General features: G+C 42.6%; 14 protein-coding genes. 4 read left to right on the top strand and 10 right to left on the bottom strand.

Annotated features, from left to right (window positions below; translation table 11 throughout):
• Positions 1-37: 37 nt before the first annotated feature.
• From P2W71_RS09955 to P2W71_RS09930, 6 genes are all read right to left on the bottom strand, one after another.
• A complete protein-coding gene (locus P2W71_RS09955; protein ID WP_346659954.1) occupies positions 38-709 on the bottom strand; it encodes a cytochrome c in 672 nt (223 codons plus the stop codon).
• Positions 710-721: 12 nt separating this feature from the next.
• On the bottom strand, positions 722-1,252 hold the full coding sequence (locus tag P2W71_RS09950; protein WP_276370340.1) for a DUF3341 domain-containing protein: 531 nt from the start codon (positions 1,250-1,252) through the stop codon (positions 722-724).
• A 27-nt stretch (positions 1,253-1,279) separates the two neighbouring features.
• Positions 1,280-2,668 (bottom strand): NrfD/PsrC family molybdoenzyme membrane anchor subunit, encoded by a 1,389-nt coding sequence (gene nrfD / locus P2W71_RS09945; protein WP_276370338.1) that lies wholly within the window; start codon positions 2,666-2,668, stop codon positions 1,280-1,282.
• A 41-nt stretch (positions 2,669-2,709) separates the two neighbouring features.
• Positions 2,710-5,811 carry a TAT-variant-translocated molybdopterin oxidoreductase gene (locus tag P2W71_RS09940; RefSeq protein ID WP_276370335.1) on the bottom strand — a complete coding sequence of 1,034 codons (3,102 nt, stop codon included), beginning with the start codon at positions 5,809-5,811 and terminating at the stop codon, positions 2,710-2,712.
• A 59-nt stretch (positions 5,812-5,870) separates the two neighbouring features.
• Positions 5,871-7,115 (bottom strand): c-type cytochrome, encoded by a 1,245-nt coding sequence (locus P2W71_RS09935; RefSeq protein WP_276370332.1) that lies wholly within the window; start codon positions 7,113-7,115, stop codon positions 5,871-5,873.
• A 256-nt stretch (positions 7,116-7,371) separates the two neighbouring features.
• Positions 7,372-8,157 (bottom strand): TIGR02757 family protein, encoded by a 786-nt coding sequence (locus tag P2W71_RS09930; RefSeq protein WP_276370330.1) that lies wholly within the window; start codon positions 8,155-8,157, stop codon positions 7,372-7,374.
• A 170-nt stretch (positions 8,158-8,327) separates the two neighbouring features.
• Between P2W71_RS09930 and P2W71_RS09925 the strand changes: the two genes are divergently transcribed.
• A complete protein-coding gene (locus P2W71_RS09925; protein ID WP_276370327.1) occupies positions 8,328-9,707 on the top strand; it encodes a serine hydrolase in 1,380 nt (459 codons plus the stop codon).
• 4 nt (positions 9,708-9,711) lie between these two features.
• Here P2W71_RS09925 and P2W71_RS09920 read toward each other — a convergent pair whose 3' ends face one another.
• Together P2W71_RS09920 and P2W71_RS09915 are read right to left on the bottom strand one after the other, a co-directional pair.
• Positions 9,712-10,227 carry a phosphoheptose isomerase gene (locus P2W71_RS09920; protein WP_276370324.1) on the bottom strand — a complete coding sequence of 172 codons (516 nt, stop codon included), beginning with the start codon at positions 10,225-10,227 and terminating at the stop codon, positions 9,712-9,714.
• A gap of 30 nt (positions 10,228-10,257) precedes the next feature.
• Entirely contained in the window at positions 10,258-11,256 is a 999-nt protein-coding gene (locus P2W71_RS09915) for a Gfo/Idh/MocA family oxidoreductase (RefSeq protein ID WP_276370321.1), read from the bottom strand.
• 71 nt (positions 11,257-11,327) lie between these two features.
• Between P2W71_RS09915 and P2W71_RS09910 the strand changes: the two genes are divergently transcribed.
• Positions 11,328-12,041, top strand: coding sequence for a methyltransferase (locus P2W71_RS09910; protein ID WP_276370318.1), 714 nt, complete (start codon positions 11,328-11,330; stop codon positions 12,039-12,041).
• A 374-nt stretch (positions 12,042-12,415) separates the two neighbouring features.
• Here P2W71_RS09910 and P2W71_RS09905 read toward each other — a convergent pair whose 3' ends face one another.
• Positions 12,416-12,889 (bottom strand): hypothetical protein, encoded by a 474-nt coding sequence (locus P2W71_RS09905; protein ID WP_276370315.1) that lies wholly within the window; start codon positions 12,887-12,889, stop codon positions 12,416-12,418.
• Positions 12,890-13,431: 542 nt separating this feature from the next.
• Here P2W71_RS09905 and P2W71_RS09900 point away from each other — a divergent pair.
• A complete protein-coding gene (locus P2W71_RS09900; RefSeq protein WP_276370313.1) occupies positions 13,432-14,007 on the top strand; it encodes a YceI family protein in 576 nt (191 codons plus the stop codon).
• A gap of 129 nt (positions 14,008-14,136) precedes the next feature.
• On the top strand, positions 14,137-14,583 hold the full coding sequence (locus P2W71_RS09895) for a MarR family transcriptional regulator (RefSeq protein WP_276370310.1): 447 nt from the start codon (positions 14,137-14,139) through the stop codon (positions 14,581-14,583).
• A 111-nt stretch (positions 14,584-14,694) separates the two neighbouring features.
• On the opposite strand, the gene P2W71_RS09890 is transcribed toward P2W71_RS09895, so the two are convergent.
• A complete protein-coding gene (locus P2W71_RS09890) occupies positions 14,695-16,422 on the bottom strand; it encodes a M3 family oligoendopeptidase (protein ID WP_276370307.1) in 1,728 nt (575 codons plus the stop codon).
• Positions 16,423-16,642: the final 220 nt, after the last annotated feature.

Here is a 16,642-nt window from a genome sequence, read left to right as displayed (position 1 = left end):
TTATTTTATTATCCGTTTATCGGTTATCCGTTGTCTCTTATTTCTGAAGTGTTTTTACATACATGGAAATCTTCCAACGATCTTCCACACTGATCTGGGATCCATGAGGCCACATCAAACCTTTGCCATGCGTAATTACGTGGAATATGTGTCCTTCTGAAATATTTTTTAAAGCGTCCCCGGTTAGGTTAGCCACACCGTTATAAGCGCCTTTCTCAATCTTTCCTTTTTCAGGATCTTCTATCGTTACACCAGAAGCCACCTTTCCGTCGCCGGTTCCTTTAGCACCGTGGCAATGGTCGCAATACATGTCGTAAAGTAGCTTGCCACTTGCGATCATCGCGGCAGTTGAATCCAAAGGATTTTTCAAAGTGCGTGCAGCATACGCCAGGCTGTCTTTCCCCAACCGGTATGGCAGCCACCCGTTTTTGTTACGGCTTACTGTGTTTGGCGCAGGCAACCGCATGTTCATGTGGTTGGGATTGAATTGGTTTGTATTGAAAAATTCAGCGTGCTCGTCAGGATATTCGATAGATGTAAGCCAGCTACCTGCTTCCTTGTCGACGATTTGAGTATAAGGTTCGTAGGCAACCGAGTGATACATGTTGGGTGCATACTCAGTTCCTTGATTATCGCCACTCGCTCCGCAGCCGGCTAATATGACTGCTGCCGAAATTGCCGTGAATATTGTTGTTGCAAAACGCATCATCGTTGTCTGTAGTTATTCAAAATTCTTTTCATTCACCTCAGAAGCTCCAGCGGATTTTAAAATGCCGGCAATTTCTTCCTTGCTTTTACCCTTGTTCAACGCAAGGTCTATTGCCATCACATGTTTATCTTCCGTGCTACGAAGGTCAAACTGGCGAGGCCAAGCGTATGGCTTTAGGCCGCTCACAATGAGAAAGGTACCAACCATTCCCAATGCACCAAGCAGAACCGTTAATTCGAATGTAACTGGAATGAATGGTGGCAGTGAAACAAAATTCTTTCCACCGATGATCATTGGCCAATCGAAGCCCAACATCCATATCTGCATAATAAGCGCAAGGGATGTTCCGGTCATACCGAACAAAAATGCGGCAATGGGAAGGCGTGTTCTCTTATATCCTAATCTTTCATCCAGGCCGTGTACCGGGAAGGGAGAATACACCTCATGAATTTTCACTCCGCTTTGGCGAACTTTATCGACGCCGTTGAGAACAAGCTCATCGTCGTCGAAAATGCCTACTAGAAAGTTTTTATCTGCGTCCATTATTTAACAGTTATAATAGATCACATCTTAATGATGTGAATCATGCGTTGTTTTTTCTGAATCTGATTTAATAATGCTTTTTACTTCAGCCATGTTGATCACCGGGAAGAATTTCGCGAACAATAAAAAGGCCGCGAAGAAAAACCCAAAGGTGAACAGGTACTCACCGATATCATACATCGTCGGGTGAAACATCGTCCAGCTTGATGGAAGATAATCCCGATGAAGGGATGTCACAATAATTACAAAGCGTTCGAACCACATACCGATGTTTACAATAATCGAAAGCACGAAGGTTGCAACGATGCTGGTTCGGATCTTTTTGATCCAGAAAAGTTGAGGAGATATTACATTACACGTCATCATTGACCAGTATGCCCATGCATAGGGACCTTGAACGCGGTTGTAGAACGCATATCCTTCATATTCAACACCGGAATACCAAGCGATGAACAACTCAGTGATGTATGCTATACCTACAATCGAGCCGGTCACGATGATGATGATGTTCATCAATTCAATATGATAGATCGTGATATAGTCTTCGAGTTTGAAAACTTTTCTTGTAATCAACAGCAGTGTAAGTACCATTGCAAAGCCAGAGAAGATGGCACCGGCCACAAAGTATGGAGGGAAGATAGTAGTATGCCAGCCTGGAATAACGGAGGTAGCAAAGTCCATCGATACTATCGTGTGAACCGACAATACCAGTGGCGTAGAAACACCGGCAAGAATCAACGCTACTGATTCATAGCGCATCCATGTTTTGGCACCGCCTTGCCATCCGAAACTTAATATGTTATAAATGGAGGCCCTAGTCTTGTTTCCCATTACAACGGCTCTATCTCTAATAACAGCAAAGTCAGGAATAAGTCCCATGTACCAGAATACCAATGAAACGGTAAAGTATGTTGAGATCGCGAACACGTCCCACAATAATGGTGAGTTAAAGTTTACCCATAGTGAACCGAATGCATTGGGAAGCGGAAGTGCCCAGTAGAAGCCTAACCAAAGCCGGCCCATGTGCATGAGCGGGAAAGTGGCAGCGCAGATAACTGCGAAGATGGTCATCGCTTCCGCAGCGCGGTTAATTGACATTCTCCATTTCTGACGGAACAATAAAAGGATTGCTGAAATCAGTGTACCGGCGTGACCAATACCGACCCACCAGACGAAGTTTGTAATATCCCACGCCCAGCCTACTGTTTTATTTAATCCCCACACCCCTATTCCATTCCACAAAAGATAGCATATGCAATAGAAACCAAAACCCAGTACAGCTAAAGATACCGCCATTGCCATCCACCAAAGGGATGTGGGCTTACCTTCCACCTGACGGCTGATGTCATGCGAAACATCTTTTACTGTTTTCCCTCCGGTTACCAGCGGATCACGAACTGATGACGTTACCTGCATTGTATGATGTAAAAGTTAATCGTTAGTCTTTATTAATTCTATTATGCTTTAGCAGCATCTTTATTCCTTACTTTCCTCAAGTACCAGATATTTGGCCTTACACCAATTTCCTCCAATACCTGGTAAGCACGAGCGTTGTCTGCTTCTTTGTCATTTACCGTCGGACGGTCCTTATATAGCGGGCGGACCTTCAGCAATTTTGCAATCTTACTTTCGGGATTGTTCATGTCTCCAAAAACAATAGCACCTGTTGCACATGCTGCCTGACATGCTGTTACTACCTCACCATCCTGCAATTTTCTTCTTTCTTTGCGGGCATTCAATTTACCCAATTGAATACGTTGAACGCAGAAAGTACATTTTTCCATCACACCTCGTGAACGGACCGTAACATCTGGGTTCAATACCATTTTGCCGAGGTCGGTGTTCATAGCGGGGTTGACCTCTTCAAACTGACGATTGTCGTGGTACTTAAACCAGTTGAAGCGTCTCACTTTATAAGGGCAGTTGTTGGCACAATAGCGTGTACCAATACATCTGTTGTAGGCCATCTGATTCAAACCTTCGCTGCTGTGCGTGGTTGCAGCAACCGGGCAAACCGTTTCGCACGGTGCGTTATTGCAATGCTGACAAAGCATGGGTTGAAATACCACTTCAGGATTTTCTGCTGCTTCTTCTACACCTCTCCAATCGTCGGCTTGCGCATCGCTGCTATAATATCTATCAATGCGTAACCAATGCATCTCCCTTCTGGCAATAACTTCTTCACGTCCTACGAGGGCAACGTTGTTTTCAACGTTGCAGGCTACGACGCAAGACCCACAACCGGTGCAGGTATTCAAATCAATAGCCATACCCCAATGGTGATTCTTATAATCGTGACCTTTCCAAAGAGAAAGTGTTTCAGGATCAACTTTATGGTCTGGAGATGACCATGTAGATATTGCAGGCTCGAAGGCATCAGCTTTCGAGTTACTCTTAAAGGAAGCAAGCGTTGTCTCCTGAATAACCGCCTTGCGGCCCATGTATGTATTGTGCGTTTGCGTTTGTGCGAGTTGGTAAGATTTCTCTCCAATGGTAAACTCTGCACTTGCAGCATAGCTTAATGATCCGTTCACCAAACCAACCAGCGGGTAAGCATTCTCTCCTCGCCCATCAGCAACTTTCCCAGCTTTCGTGCGCCCATAACCTAACGGTATGCCTATCGTTCCAGCTGCCTGGCCAGGTTGTATCATTACCGGCAGCTCTACAGTTTTTCCGTTTGCCTTGATTGTTGCAACTTTAGTGAAGCTCTCCGAGAAACCAATTTCCTTGGCATCCTTAGGCGCAACAGTAACATAGTGATCCCACACTACCTTAGTGATTGGATCTGGTAATTCCTGCAACAATGGATTGTTTGCCTGTGAGCCATTGCCAATATTTCCACTTTCGTAAACAACAACTTCCCATTTGCCAGCTTTGTAATTACTTGCAATGGCACTTGCTGCACCATTTACATCGCCGCCAAATGTCACGGCGACAGCCGCTGCTTCAGGCAAATCATAAACACCATCATACAGGCATTTGTCCCAAAAGCTTTGGAAGTCGGGCGATGCAGATTGTGTGGCGAAGAATTTTGTTCTCCAGCTATCTTTTACAAATTCAAAATAATCGGCATTTGATTCGCCAGCCCACGTGAGGAAACTACTTTGAGCTGCGCGTGATTTGAAAATCGGCGTGATCGCAGGTTGACTTAAGCTAAAATGATTTTTCTTAGGCTCTGCGTCGTTCCATGATTCCAGGAAATGGTGGTCTGGAGCCACGTAATTTACGAGAGAACCAGTCTCATCTTCTTTATAGTTTGTTGAGATGGTGAGGCCGATCTTTTTAATGGCAGCACCAAGTTTGTCGCCTGCAGGGTAATCGTAAACAGGATTACAATTATAAAAAATAACTGCGCCTAGTTTTCCGCCCTCAGCGTCGCTGATGAAGTTGGCCATCGCCTGGTCGTCACCTTGCTTGTAATTTACGGTAAGGCTCGTATTAATCGTCGTTCCATAACTTCCGAGGATGTCATTGATTGCATTAACCAACAGCTGAATAGCCTTATCGTTCGAACCTGCCACTACCAACGCTTTTCCACGGTTGCTCCACAGGTCATCTGCGGCTTTTGACAGATTATTGATTTTATCATTACCACCAGACACCGTCGGACGGCCCGCTTTGGATGCTAAAAGATTATATAGTGTAATCACGGCAGCACCTTCCTGAGAAGGCTTTATCTGCGTTCTGTAATCTGCATTTGCGCCTGTGATCGAAAGAACCGACTCAAACTGATAATGCCGGGACATTTCTTTCTTCTCCTCTGATACTTCTCTGGTCTTGGCATACTGCTGACTAAATTCGATAGATGATGACAACCATCCGCCAAGGAAATCGGCACCAATACCCACAACGATATTTGCTTTACTGAAATCGTAAGAAGGTATAAAGGCCGAGCCAAATGATTCTTCATTTGCTTTCAGCATCCCATATGCTGAAACCTGATCGTATTGAACCAGCTGGGTTGTAGGATATTTTGCTTTAAATCTGTCGATGACAGTTTTTGTGCTGGGGCTTAGAATGGAGTTGCTAACAATCCGGATTTGTCCGCCGGCGGCTGAAATTTCGGTCAACTTTCCGATGATTTCTTTATCAAGGTCTTCCCAGTCAATCCGCTTCTTGTTGGCTTTGGGGCCACGTAATCTTGCATTATCATATAAGGAAAGCACGGAAGCCTCAACCTGAGCATTTGTTCCGCCATTTGTAATCTTCGACAATGCATTACCTTCTATTTTGATAGGGCGGCCTTCGCGGGTCTTAACCAGAATGCTGCAATATTCACCCCCATTAATATAAGTAGAAGCAAAATAGTCGGCGATACTTGCCTCCGTATCCATAGGTTTGTTGACAAACGGGATCGCTTTCCGGACTGGAGCTTCACATGCCGCTAAGGTTACTGCTGACATGCCAAAGCCCATCATCTTTAAGAAATCGCGACGGGAATGTCCCAAATCCTCCTCTGGACCAGGTTGAGCAAATTCGTTTTGAGCATTTTTCACAAACTCAGAATTGTTTGCGAGTTGCTCGATACCTTTCCAGTATACCTTTTTAGACTCTTCCATTATTATTGTAATGAATCGTTATTCGTTATCCGTTATCGCTATTGTATTAATAGCTTGAATTAATAGTGACACTTTGAGCACTCGAGACCACCGATCTCTTCCACTTTCATAGGAGCCTTGCCCGTTTTATTATGAATTTCCACGAGATTATCATAATAGGCATTACCTCTTGTGTTGACATCAGTTTTACGATGGCAATCAATACACCATCCCATAGTTAATAAAGAGTGCTGACGAACCACATCCATAGTTTCAATCGGGCCATGACAAGTCTGGCATTCTACGTTTCCAACATTGACGTGTTGAGCGTGATTGAAATAAGCGAGGTCAGGCAGGTTGTGAATGCGTACCCACTCGATAGGTCGGTTGTTCTCGTAAGCGGCAACAATTTTTGAAATTTCTCCTTCTCCAGTTAAGCTTCCTTGTTTGATCTGATTATGGCAGTTCATACAAATGTTAACCGAGGGTATAGTCGCATTTTTTCCCTTGGTTGCTCCCACGTGACAATATTTACAGTCGATTTCGTATTGACCAGCATGTATCTTGTGAGAAAAGGCAATAGGTTGTTTAGGTGCGTATCCTTGCTGAACACCAATTGAAAACAAACTATTAATTACAGCTTTAAAGCCCAATGCAGCCACCAGGAATACGACGATGAAAATGAATCCGGAACTTCTTGTGATAGACCCAACGCTGATGGGTGAATGAACTACCTCACGATCTTCTTCAGAAAGCTCTTTTTGGTCGAGGAAGCGTTTTAGCGCCGAAACGATGAGGCCTAATATAATAAGGAGTAAAAGCAGGATGATCACCAATCCAATCAGGACGATGTTCAAATATTTGCCAGAGAGGCCTGTGTCTTGAGTTGCCTGTTGTTGTCCTCCTGTTGGAGCAGCAGCCACTTCTTCAACTTTTTCATTCTCAGCTTTAACATAAGCGAGAATATTCATGATGTCTTCATCCTTCAGGGAAGTGAAGGAAGTCATCTGAGTTTTGTTATACTCATTGTATAACTTCACAGCATACTCATCGCCACTTTTAATTACAGCAGAGGAGTTGTGAACAAAGTCTTTGATCCATTGAATAGACGGTGCGCGGTCCTGAACGCCTCCTAAGGCGGGCCCAACCAGTTTTCGTTTTACAGCATGACAAGCTTTACAATTCGCATTAAATAAACTTTCACCGGCTTTAATCGCGGCAGGTTCAGTAGAAATTTCCTGAGCGGACGAAGTAAAATTTATAAATGCGAAAACGAAAACCAGTGAGAAGAACTTGCAAGCGGAAGAGATAAAGTTTTTATTCATGTGTGGTTCAGTGTCCGTTTTCAAAACAAGCGGCACAAATCTACTATCCGAACTCATTTTTTCAAATTTATTTAAAGTGTAGAACCAGAAATTATGACGAAAATCTTACTTATCTAATGAGTTAAAGAGACTTTAGAACACGCCTTTTTGAAATAGTTTAGAATAGTTACAAATTGAATTGCTTATTTTTTTAAATGCAGGATACTATCAATTTGATTATTAGCTTGCAAAATTAAGGTTTGATCAATATTCCGTATTAACCCTTAGACCACCCTTCTTCTATTCCTAATCCGAATAGCGCAAAATCATACTTCACCGGATCATACTCATCGAGCTTGCGAAGATTATTCGTCAACTCAACAGCAGTTTGCCAATCAGTTTGTTTTCGTTTTATCAATTTAAGTTTGCGCGATACACGATCAACATGAAGATCGCATGGGCAAATCAGTTGTGCCGGTGAAATGCTTTTCCATATACCAAAGTCGACACCTGCGTTGTCTTTCCGCACCATCCACCTTAGGTACATATTAAGTCTTTTGCATGTGGATTTTCGTTCCGGTGTTGCTATGTGCTTTTTAGTGCGACCTGGAAATTCATCCAAGCTGCAAAACAAATTGTAAAAATTCACAAGACCTTGCTCAATTGTTTGGTCATCAGATGAAACTTTGAATGCTTGTTCCAGGCTTTGATGGCGACTGTAATACCACTTAAGAAATTGTATGAAATAAAGCGTATCGGTAGCGTTGAAGGTACGGTGTTTAAATTGTTGCAAAGATTTCAAATCCTTTTCCGAATGATGAAGGACAAATTGATGTGGATCATTATCCATCATCGCTAAAAGTTCTTTGCATTTTCTAACGATTGTGACTCGCTGACCCCAGGCCAGCACTGCAGCGAAAAGCCCTGCAATTTCAATGTCTTGTTGTTTTCTAAAAGCATGGGGAATCAGTATCGGGTCCGACTCGATAAACGCAGGCCGGTTGTATAAATCAACCTTTTCGTCGAGGAAGGCTTTGAGCGCTGCTGCTTTCGTGGGAAACAAGTTAAAAGTTAAACATTGAACCGATGTTGTCCAGCGCGAATATATACTGGATTTTGAATCTTTATGAAGGAAAAAGTCGCCAACCAAAAGATACGCGCAAGCAACTAAATAGACCCGACTGAAAACACTTTTAATTTTTACTTAACTTTTACGCTTGCTTTTCTTACCTCATGAAACGATTCTTTAAAATATTCCTGCTCACTTTACTCGGTTTCATCCTCGCAGCTTTCGCATACATACTGATTACATTTCCACCTGTTATGGCAGGCATGGCTGCGAAGACGATGTGTTCATGCGTCTTTGTTACAGGACGTGATCCACAAAGTGTGAGAGATAAAGAACTTCAGGTTTTTCCCGGATTATCAAGTTCCACTATTCTGGTACATGAAGACTCCACTGTAACTGCCACCGTTTTCTGGAAGACCAGCAAAGCGATTTTTCGAAAAGGATTGGGATGTACGTTACTCGCACAGCGAAGCGAAGAAGATGTCAGGGCTCAGCAAATCGTGATTGCCGGGACTGTGCCAACAAACCAGGATTCGATCGCTTGGCCTGCTGGAAATGTAACAACGGACTCAATCCTCCCGGAGATAAATAACGACATGGTTCGCGCGGCCATTGATGAAGCATTTTTCGAGACGGATCCCGAACGTCCGCTCAACACACATGCCGTTGTCGTGGTTTATAACAACAGCATCATAGGAGAACGTTACGCTAAGGGATTTGACGAAAACTCACGACTCATGGGATGGTCCATGACAAAAAGCATAACCAATGCGTTGCTTGGGATTTTGGTACAAGAAGGAAAGCTTGATATTCAACAACCCGCACCGGTATCAGAATGGAAAGATGATAATCGGAGTAAAATCACCTTGAGTCATTTACTTCAGGCAAGCAGCGGACTGGCATGGTCTGAATCTTATTTTTCTCCCACTGCCGATTTTCATCAAATGTTTATCAAAAGCGATGACAAAGGTGGCTATGCATTATCGAAGAAACTTAAACATGAACCTGGTACACATTTTCAATACTCCAGCGGCACTACCAACATCCTTTCAAAAATCATCAGGCAGACCGTTGGTGATAGTGCCTACTACCAGTTTCCTTATCAAAAACTTTTTTACAAGATCGGAATGAACCATGCCATCATGGAACCTGATGCTTCGGGATCTTTTGTCGCTTCATCCTACAGCTTTGCGACAGCAAGAGACTGGGCGCGGTTTGGTTTACTATTTCTAAATGACGGTGTATGGAATGGAGAAAGGATATTACCTGAGGGCTGGGTAAAATATTCCGTGACACCTGCTCCAGGTGCTGAAATAGGACAATATGGAGCGCACTGGTGGCTTAACGCAGGTGATCGTGCTAACACTCCGGTGCGAAAGTTTCCTGACTTACCCACCGATGCCTATTGGGCCGATGGGTTTGAGGAACAAACAGTAATGATTATTCCTTCCAAACAATTGGTCATTGTCAGGCTAGGGGTTTCACATCACGGATTTGATTTTAGCAAGCTCGCGAGAGGAATTATAGCGGCTTTGCCCAATTGAATTGTTATCTTCCGAAATCGTCCTGAACGCGTACGATATCGTCTTCATCAGAAGGTGTGGTCGCATCGGTATGTTGCCAGATTTCGGCGATCATACCCCATCCATCTAAACCTACAAGTCGATGCCGCTGTCCTTGTTTCAATCTTATGATCTCCCCTACTTCTAACTTACGCCGCGGTCCTTCTTCATCCGTGTCACTTGTAACCACACCAGCGGTACCCGCCACCAATTTCCAGATCTCCGCCCGGCGAAAATGGTATTGCCAGGAAAGACGTGTATTGGGTTGTACTATTAATATTTTGGGACTGAGTTTTCCACTGATTTTCAGTGTAGACAATTCTACATTTGGAAAATAAAGCTGACCGAATTTTTGAGCTTGCGATTCGTCGAGAACGAAAAATCCACCCCACGGGCGATTAAAATCTTTGGCTGCAATTTTAAAGTCGTTGTCCGTCAAGTACTTTTCAACAGAAGCAAACACTTCAGACTTCTCGCCCTTTAAGGATAATACTGGTTGCATAGTTTTATATCAAGGCCGAAAATTACAAATTTATTTCATCTCGTCGACGGGATATCGAATACCACAGGCAACACGAATGCTATCTAGTGTTTCCATCAGCAACATTGTATCGGCATGGCTCATGATAGGACTTTCAAGTAAATCTTTGCGTAAACATTCACCGACATGCCGTGCTTCAAATTGATAACCATATCCTACTTCGCGATGTATGGCACCGATGTCGATGTGCTCTGCGTTTTTTATTAATGCGACATTGCCGACGGCATTGTGAAACCGGTTGGTCATCCGGATGTATCCTTCTGTACCAGCGATGGTTGCCTCTACAGGCGTTACCGCTTCAAAGGTAGCGCTCAGGTTTGCTAACACGCCTGATTCAAATTTCAAAATAATTGCAATTTGCTGATCAACACCTGAAGGAAAAGGTTTCATGCTTGCAACAATCTCTGAAGGTTTGCCTAGCAAGGAAATCGCTAAAAAGACCGGATAGATTCCTATGTCGAGCAAGGCTCCGCCACCTAGCGCCGGTTCGTATAACCTTTTGTTTAAAGGCGCTACTGCCTTAAAACCAAAATCCGCCTGAATCATTTTAACATCACCGATTTCTCCACTACGAATGAGGGAGACGATTTTTTGATACTGCGGAAGAAACTTCGTCCAGAAAGCCTCCATGATGAAAACTTGATTCTTTTTTGCCGCCTGAATCATTTCTTTCGCCAGGTGCGCATTCAACGCAAATGCCTTTTCGCACAATACTGCCTTCTTATGATTTACACAGAGCAAGACATGCTCATGGTGAAGGCCATGGGGCGTTGCTACGTATACAACATCAACATCAGGGCAAGTAACCAGAGCCTCATAGGAATCGAAAGCGTGTCGAACACCATATTTGGTTGCAAGGTCCATGGCTTTTTGCTGGCTTCGCGAAGCAACAGCTACAAGTTCGGCATCGTCTACCCATTTTAGATCGGCGGCAAACTTATTGGCTATATTCCCACAACCTAGAATGCCCCAACGGATTTTTTGAACCATTTGAAAAAAATTATTAATTACTTGTTAACAAGCGCAATCTATTAACTTTTAACTTTTAACTTCCAATTGGCGTGAGAAGTAAGGAACTTTTTCATTTTAAAAAATTCAGTGTTTCGCATGCCCGGAGTACTATGAAGGTAGGAACCGATGCCGTATTGCTGGGAGCCTGGGTGAAAATCCATGAGGCCAAATCCATTCTCGATATCGGGACGGGTAATGGTACGATTGCGCTTATGCTGGCACAGCGGTCCAACCCAGCTGCCGTAATCCATGCCGTTGAAATCGAGGAAACAGATGTTTTGCAAGCGGACGAAAACTTCAAAAAGTCGCCGTGGTCTTCGAAGATCCATCTTTATCACACGGCCATTCAAAAGTTCCATCCCGACCACAAATACGATTTGGTTGTTAGTAATCCCCCGTATTTTAACAATAGCCAAAGCCCACCAGATGAAAAACGGTATAAAGCCAGGCATACCATCACACTGTCGTATGATGAATTGATTACGGCCGTCCTAAGGCTCTTGAAGGAAAATGGAAGGTTCAATGTTGTGTTACCTTTCACGGAAGGCCTGCAATTCAAGGCGCTAGCTGAAAAATCAAACCTGGTTTGCACCCGTCAGTTTAGTTTTAAAACGCGGGCTGGAAAGCCGGCGGAGCGCTGGTTGTTGGAGTTTTCGAGAAAAGATCTACCAGTCGAGGAGGGCGAAATACTACTATATAAAAAGGGCGATGAATGGTCTGATGAATATGTAAAATTGACCCGGGAATTTTATTTGAAGTTGTGAAGGTGTCGGTAGGGATATACCATATGTCCCAAATGGTATATATAATTATTTTTTTATTTTATTGTATATTTGAAATGCAAAAGGGGCTGCCACTATAATGATGTGACCACCCCTGTTTGGCCTTACTCGCAAGCGCAAGGACTTAACTTTGCAAAAAGAAGCCCCTACCGAGTAGGGACTTCATGGAGTTAATTGATCCGTCTTACTGTCACCCGTATCGGTTTAACCGTTACGACGCGACGAACGGTAACTCGAACTGTTCTAACAATTCTCATGACTGTCGAAGGTTTAAAGTTTGTCTGAATCTGTTACTGGACTTTCAGTGCTCCATTTAAAACCCCCTAATCGCGCCACGATTTTGGGGTTTTTATTTTTTATGCCACCCCAAGGTATTTTTCCTTAACGTTTCCGTCTACCGTAAACCATTCTTCAAGCCCAATAAAAAACTCAGAGCTGTCTAAATCATGGTATCGATTAAACATAATGCTATTTGAAATTTTACCAGATATTGTTCCGCTCACACTGTTGATTGGATTTCCTATTAACGGCTCAAAATTTCTTAATCGATCTATAATTTGTCTTGTTGTAAGACATCTGCCCGCATCTTCAATTACGTATTTAATTTTTTGAGACCACGACCAATTTTCCCTATAGACAGGATTACTAACCTTTGTGCTGTGCGTGATGCTTAGTTGATTGTCGGCAGGGGTAACTACAGCCTCCTGTAGCTGAGCGATTATCCCCTTAACCTCCCGCAATTTTATTTCTAAATCACGCTGCTTATTCAAATAGAAATCCATTAGTTCACTACGCTGACCTTTTGGTAAAATGAGTTTCAATTCGTCCATAATGAGTCAATTCTTTGGTTTTCAAATTAATTTAGCATAATTTTAGACAGCAAAAGGAAGGGACGGTCACTAGGATGACGCCTGATTTTGCTAATCCAATCACGAAAGGTCGGCCCGCAAAAGTTGACCTTTCGTGCTTTAAAAATAAGAACATTACGTGAATATACAAGCCCTAGACAAAAATAAACTAGGGCGTTTATAAAATGTGGACAAACTCAGGAATGAGTAAAAGGTAAAAAGTAAATCCCCGAAACTACGAATCAAATTTGAGCTTCACGGCAAGATTACGTTTGATGCTCTCTCTCTGGACTTGCTATAAAACGATCTGAAAAAAAGTAGGTCGCACCAAAGAAGAAGAAAAAGCTACCACCATTTTGCTTTCAGTTCGCCCAATATCCCTAGGCTGTCCTTAACAGTAAACCTGTCAAAATTTTTTCGCTTGGTTATCAGGAGGTTAACAAATTTAATTTATATGTTTAAACAAACAAATTGAATCTGGTGTTAAATTGGCATAACCATTCATAAATTAATCAACACAACAAATGAAAAAAATTAACGCATTATTAGGCCTATTGCTTTTTTCGGGCGCGGCATTCGCACAAACCACCTGGACGGTTGACAAAGCCCACAGCAAAGTGGGGTTTAACGTAACACACATGGCCGTATCGGAAGTGGAAGGAAAATTCAATGACTTCGAGGGAACAATAGTTTCCAAGTCAGAGGATTTCAACGGAGCTGAAGTTGAATTCACGGCAAAAACTGCTTCAATCGATACGGATAATGAAAGAAGGGATACACATTTAAAATCTCCAGATTTTTTTGAGGCAGAAAAATATCCTGAAACCAAGTTTAAGGGAACCCTTGTAAAAGACGGCGGCAAGTACAAACTTAAAGGAGATTTCACCATGCACGGTGTTACCAAGAAAGTGGAGTTCGATGTGACTTATGGTGGAACCATAAACCATCCACGGGGTACAAAGGCTGGATTTAAATTAACTGGTAAAATTAATCGCCAGGACTATGGTTTGACCTGGGCCAACAAGGTGCCTACAGGTGAAATGGTAGTGAGCGATGAAGTTGAACTGGTCGTAAAAGTTGAATTGGATAAAAAAGCTTAAATGTAAAAACCCCGGAGCACCATCCGGGGTTTTTACTTTATGTAGTTGAAAGTGGAAAGCTCAAGCGGACGGATTAGTTCCAGAAAAGAACTCCAACACTTCGAACATCAACACTTCAACATTCAAGACATGAAAATCGAAGAAGAAATAAAACAGCAAAAATTTCACAGTGGCCATCAAAAGGCGCTGATCAATCTTTTGTATACAGCCAGCTGGTTGCAGGGTAAACAGCAAGATTTTTTCAAGCCTCATAAGATAACTGCGCAACAGTTTAATATCCTTCGTATTTTGAAGGGTCAACATCCGAAAAGTATTTCGGCAACTGAAATCAAGTCACGAATGCTGGATAAAAATTCAGATGTATCGCGGTTACTGGATAGGCTTGTAGCAAAAGACCTGATTTCAAAGAAAACTTGTCCTAATGATAAACGCGCTACCGACGTGAATATCACGGACACAGGACTTCAATTGTTAAGCTTACTTGAAAAACATCAAAGCGAAATTGATGGCGTCCTTTCCTTAAGCGAAGATGAAGCACATCAACTTAGTGCATTGCTCGACAAATGCCGCGGATAAAAATTCCACTTGTTGCAAATTATCATTCCGAAAATTTAAGTTAGTAATTACGACTACCCTCCCAGACACAGTTTCACCTGTATTCTCCAAATTACCGCTTAAGGAAGCCTTTTATATCTTGTCAAGTTCCTTTCTCACAAAATCCATCAGTTCCTTAATGTATCCCCTGCTGAAATCAAATTTAATATTTGCGGCTTTGTAGATTTCAGGAATAGTTTTCATATAGCCGAGCTTCAATGCATTCTGATAACCTTGAAGACCTTTTGCAGGATCTTGTCTGAAATTTCTCCACACGGCAATAGCACCGAGCTGCGCCATTCCATATTCGATATAATAAAAGGGAACTTCGTATAAATGCAGTTGCTTCTGCCATAGATAATCTTTGGCTTCCTGCAAGCCCGACCAATCGGTGATCGTATCTGCAAATTGATCAAAGATTCTATTCCAGTTTTCTTTGCGTTGCTCCAGCGAATGCGTTGGATTCTCATACAACCAATGCTGATAACGATCAATGGTAGCAACCCATGGCAGCGTTTCAATCAGATCTTCCAGGTGCTCACGCTTTGCACGTTTTAACTCAGCTTCATCGGTAAAGAAAACATCCCAATGATCCATGGAAATCAATTCCATCGACATGGATGCCAGCTCAGCAACTTCGGAAGGTGTTGATTTAAAATCGTTCAGTTCGAGGTCGCGCGTTAAAAAATTATGAATCGCATGACCACCTTCATGCATGATGGTAACCATATCCCTAAGCGTTGAAGTGGCGTTCATAAAAATAAAGGGTACACCAATCTCTGACAACGGATAATTGTAACCACCCGGTGCTTTTCCTTTTCTGGACTCTAAATCCAAGTGACCCATTTCTTTCATGATAGCGAGACATTGCCCCAGGAACGGATCCAGCTTTCTAAATACTTCGATCGTTTTTTCTGTTAACTCCTTTCCATTGGTAAAAGGTTTGAGTGCTTCTCTGCCTTCAGGATCAACAGCCTTATCCCAAGGTCTAAGCGAATCGACCTTAAGCGTTTTTTTTCTTTCTTTTGAAAACACATCAAGAATAGGTACCACTTCATGTTGAATTGCTTCATGGAAATTAAAGCAATCCTGAGGGGTATAATCAAACCTTCCCAACGACTTGAACATGTAGTCACGGAAATTTTTAAATCCTGCATTTACGGAAACACGATGACGCAGGTCAACCAACCCAGAAAAAAGCTTGTCCAGTGTTTCATGATCCTGCAACCTGCGTTTTGTTACTTTGTGATAGACATCCTCACGAAGCTTACGATCGGTCGACATCAAAAACACGGAGGCTTGTTGTAGCGTCAACTCTTTACCATTTACCTCCACTGTCATTGCACCAGAAATTTGTTGATACTTCTGGGCTTCCGTACTGATCTGCGTAAATAAAGGAACATTTTCTTCGCGGAAAATTTCGATATCCTTTTTAAGGTTTCGAATCATCAAATTGTATCCTTCAACGTTCGCCAGCTCGTTTAAAAACGATGAGGCGGCTGCCTTCTTATTCAGTTTGTCGGAAACAGGAGCAATCTGGGGTTGAATATTTTCGATAAAATCCTGATAGCTATTTCTGTAGGATTCGTTTTCCGTGTAACAGGTCATATTAATATAACGCCATGCCAAGTCCTCACCGATGACGGATTCGAGTTCACTCCGATCGTGAAACCATTTCTTCAAATCTGAAACGGATTCAATTTTCCGATCCAACAGGTTATCAAAAAAAGGCTTCAGGCCTTCCCAGGAAGCTACTTTAAAATCTTCTCCTACGAATTTACGAGCCGGGCGTTTGGGTATTTCAAGTTGTGCTGTCGTCATGGTAATCGATTAATTCTATGCTTTACTAAAACAAATGCTTTTCGATTTAAAAGGTTCGAAATTAATTAAACAATCAAGAAAAGCTACCATACTATTGATTGGATTATTGGAATACCTCCCGAGCGCAAATGCGAAGACTGGTAAACTTCGACGGATTCAGTTTTTTGCTGCTCGCAATTTTCAAGGATATAGACATGTTAACCGTTACCGGTCGTCTTTA

It is taken from the genome of Chryseolinea sp. H1M3-3, from assembly GCF_029360725.1.
In the GTDB taxonomy this organism is placed as follows: Bacteria; Bacteroidota; Bacteroidia; order Cytophagales; family Cyclobacteriaceae; genus Chryseolinea.
Note: the sequence above shows the minus strand (reverse complement) of the source record. Positions and strands in the feature narration are given on the sequence as shown.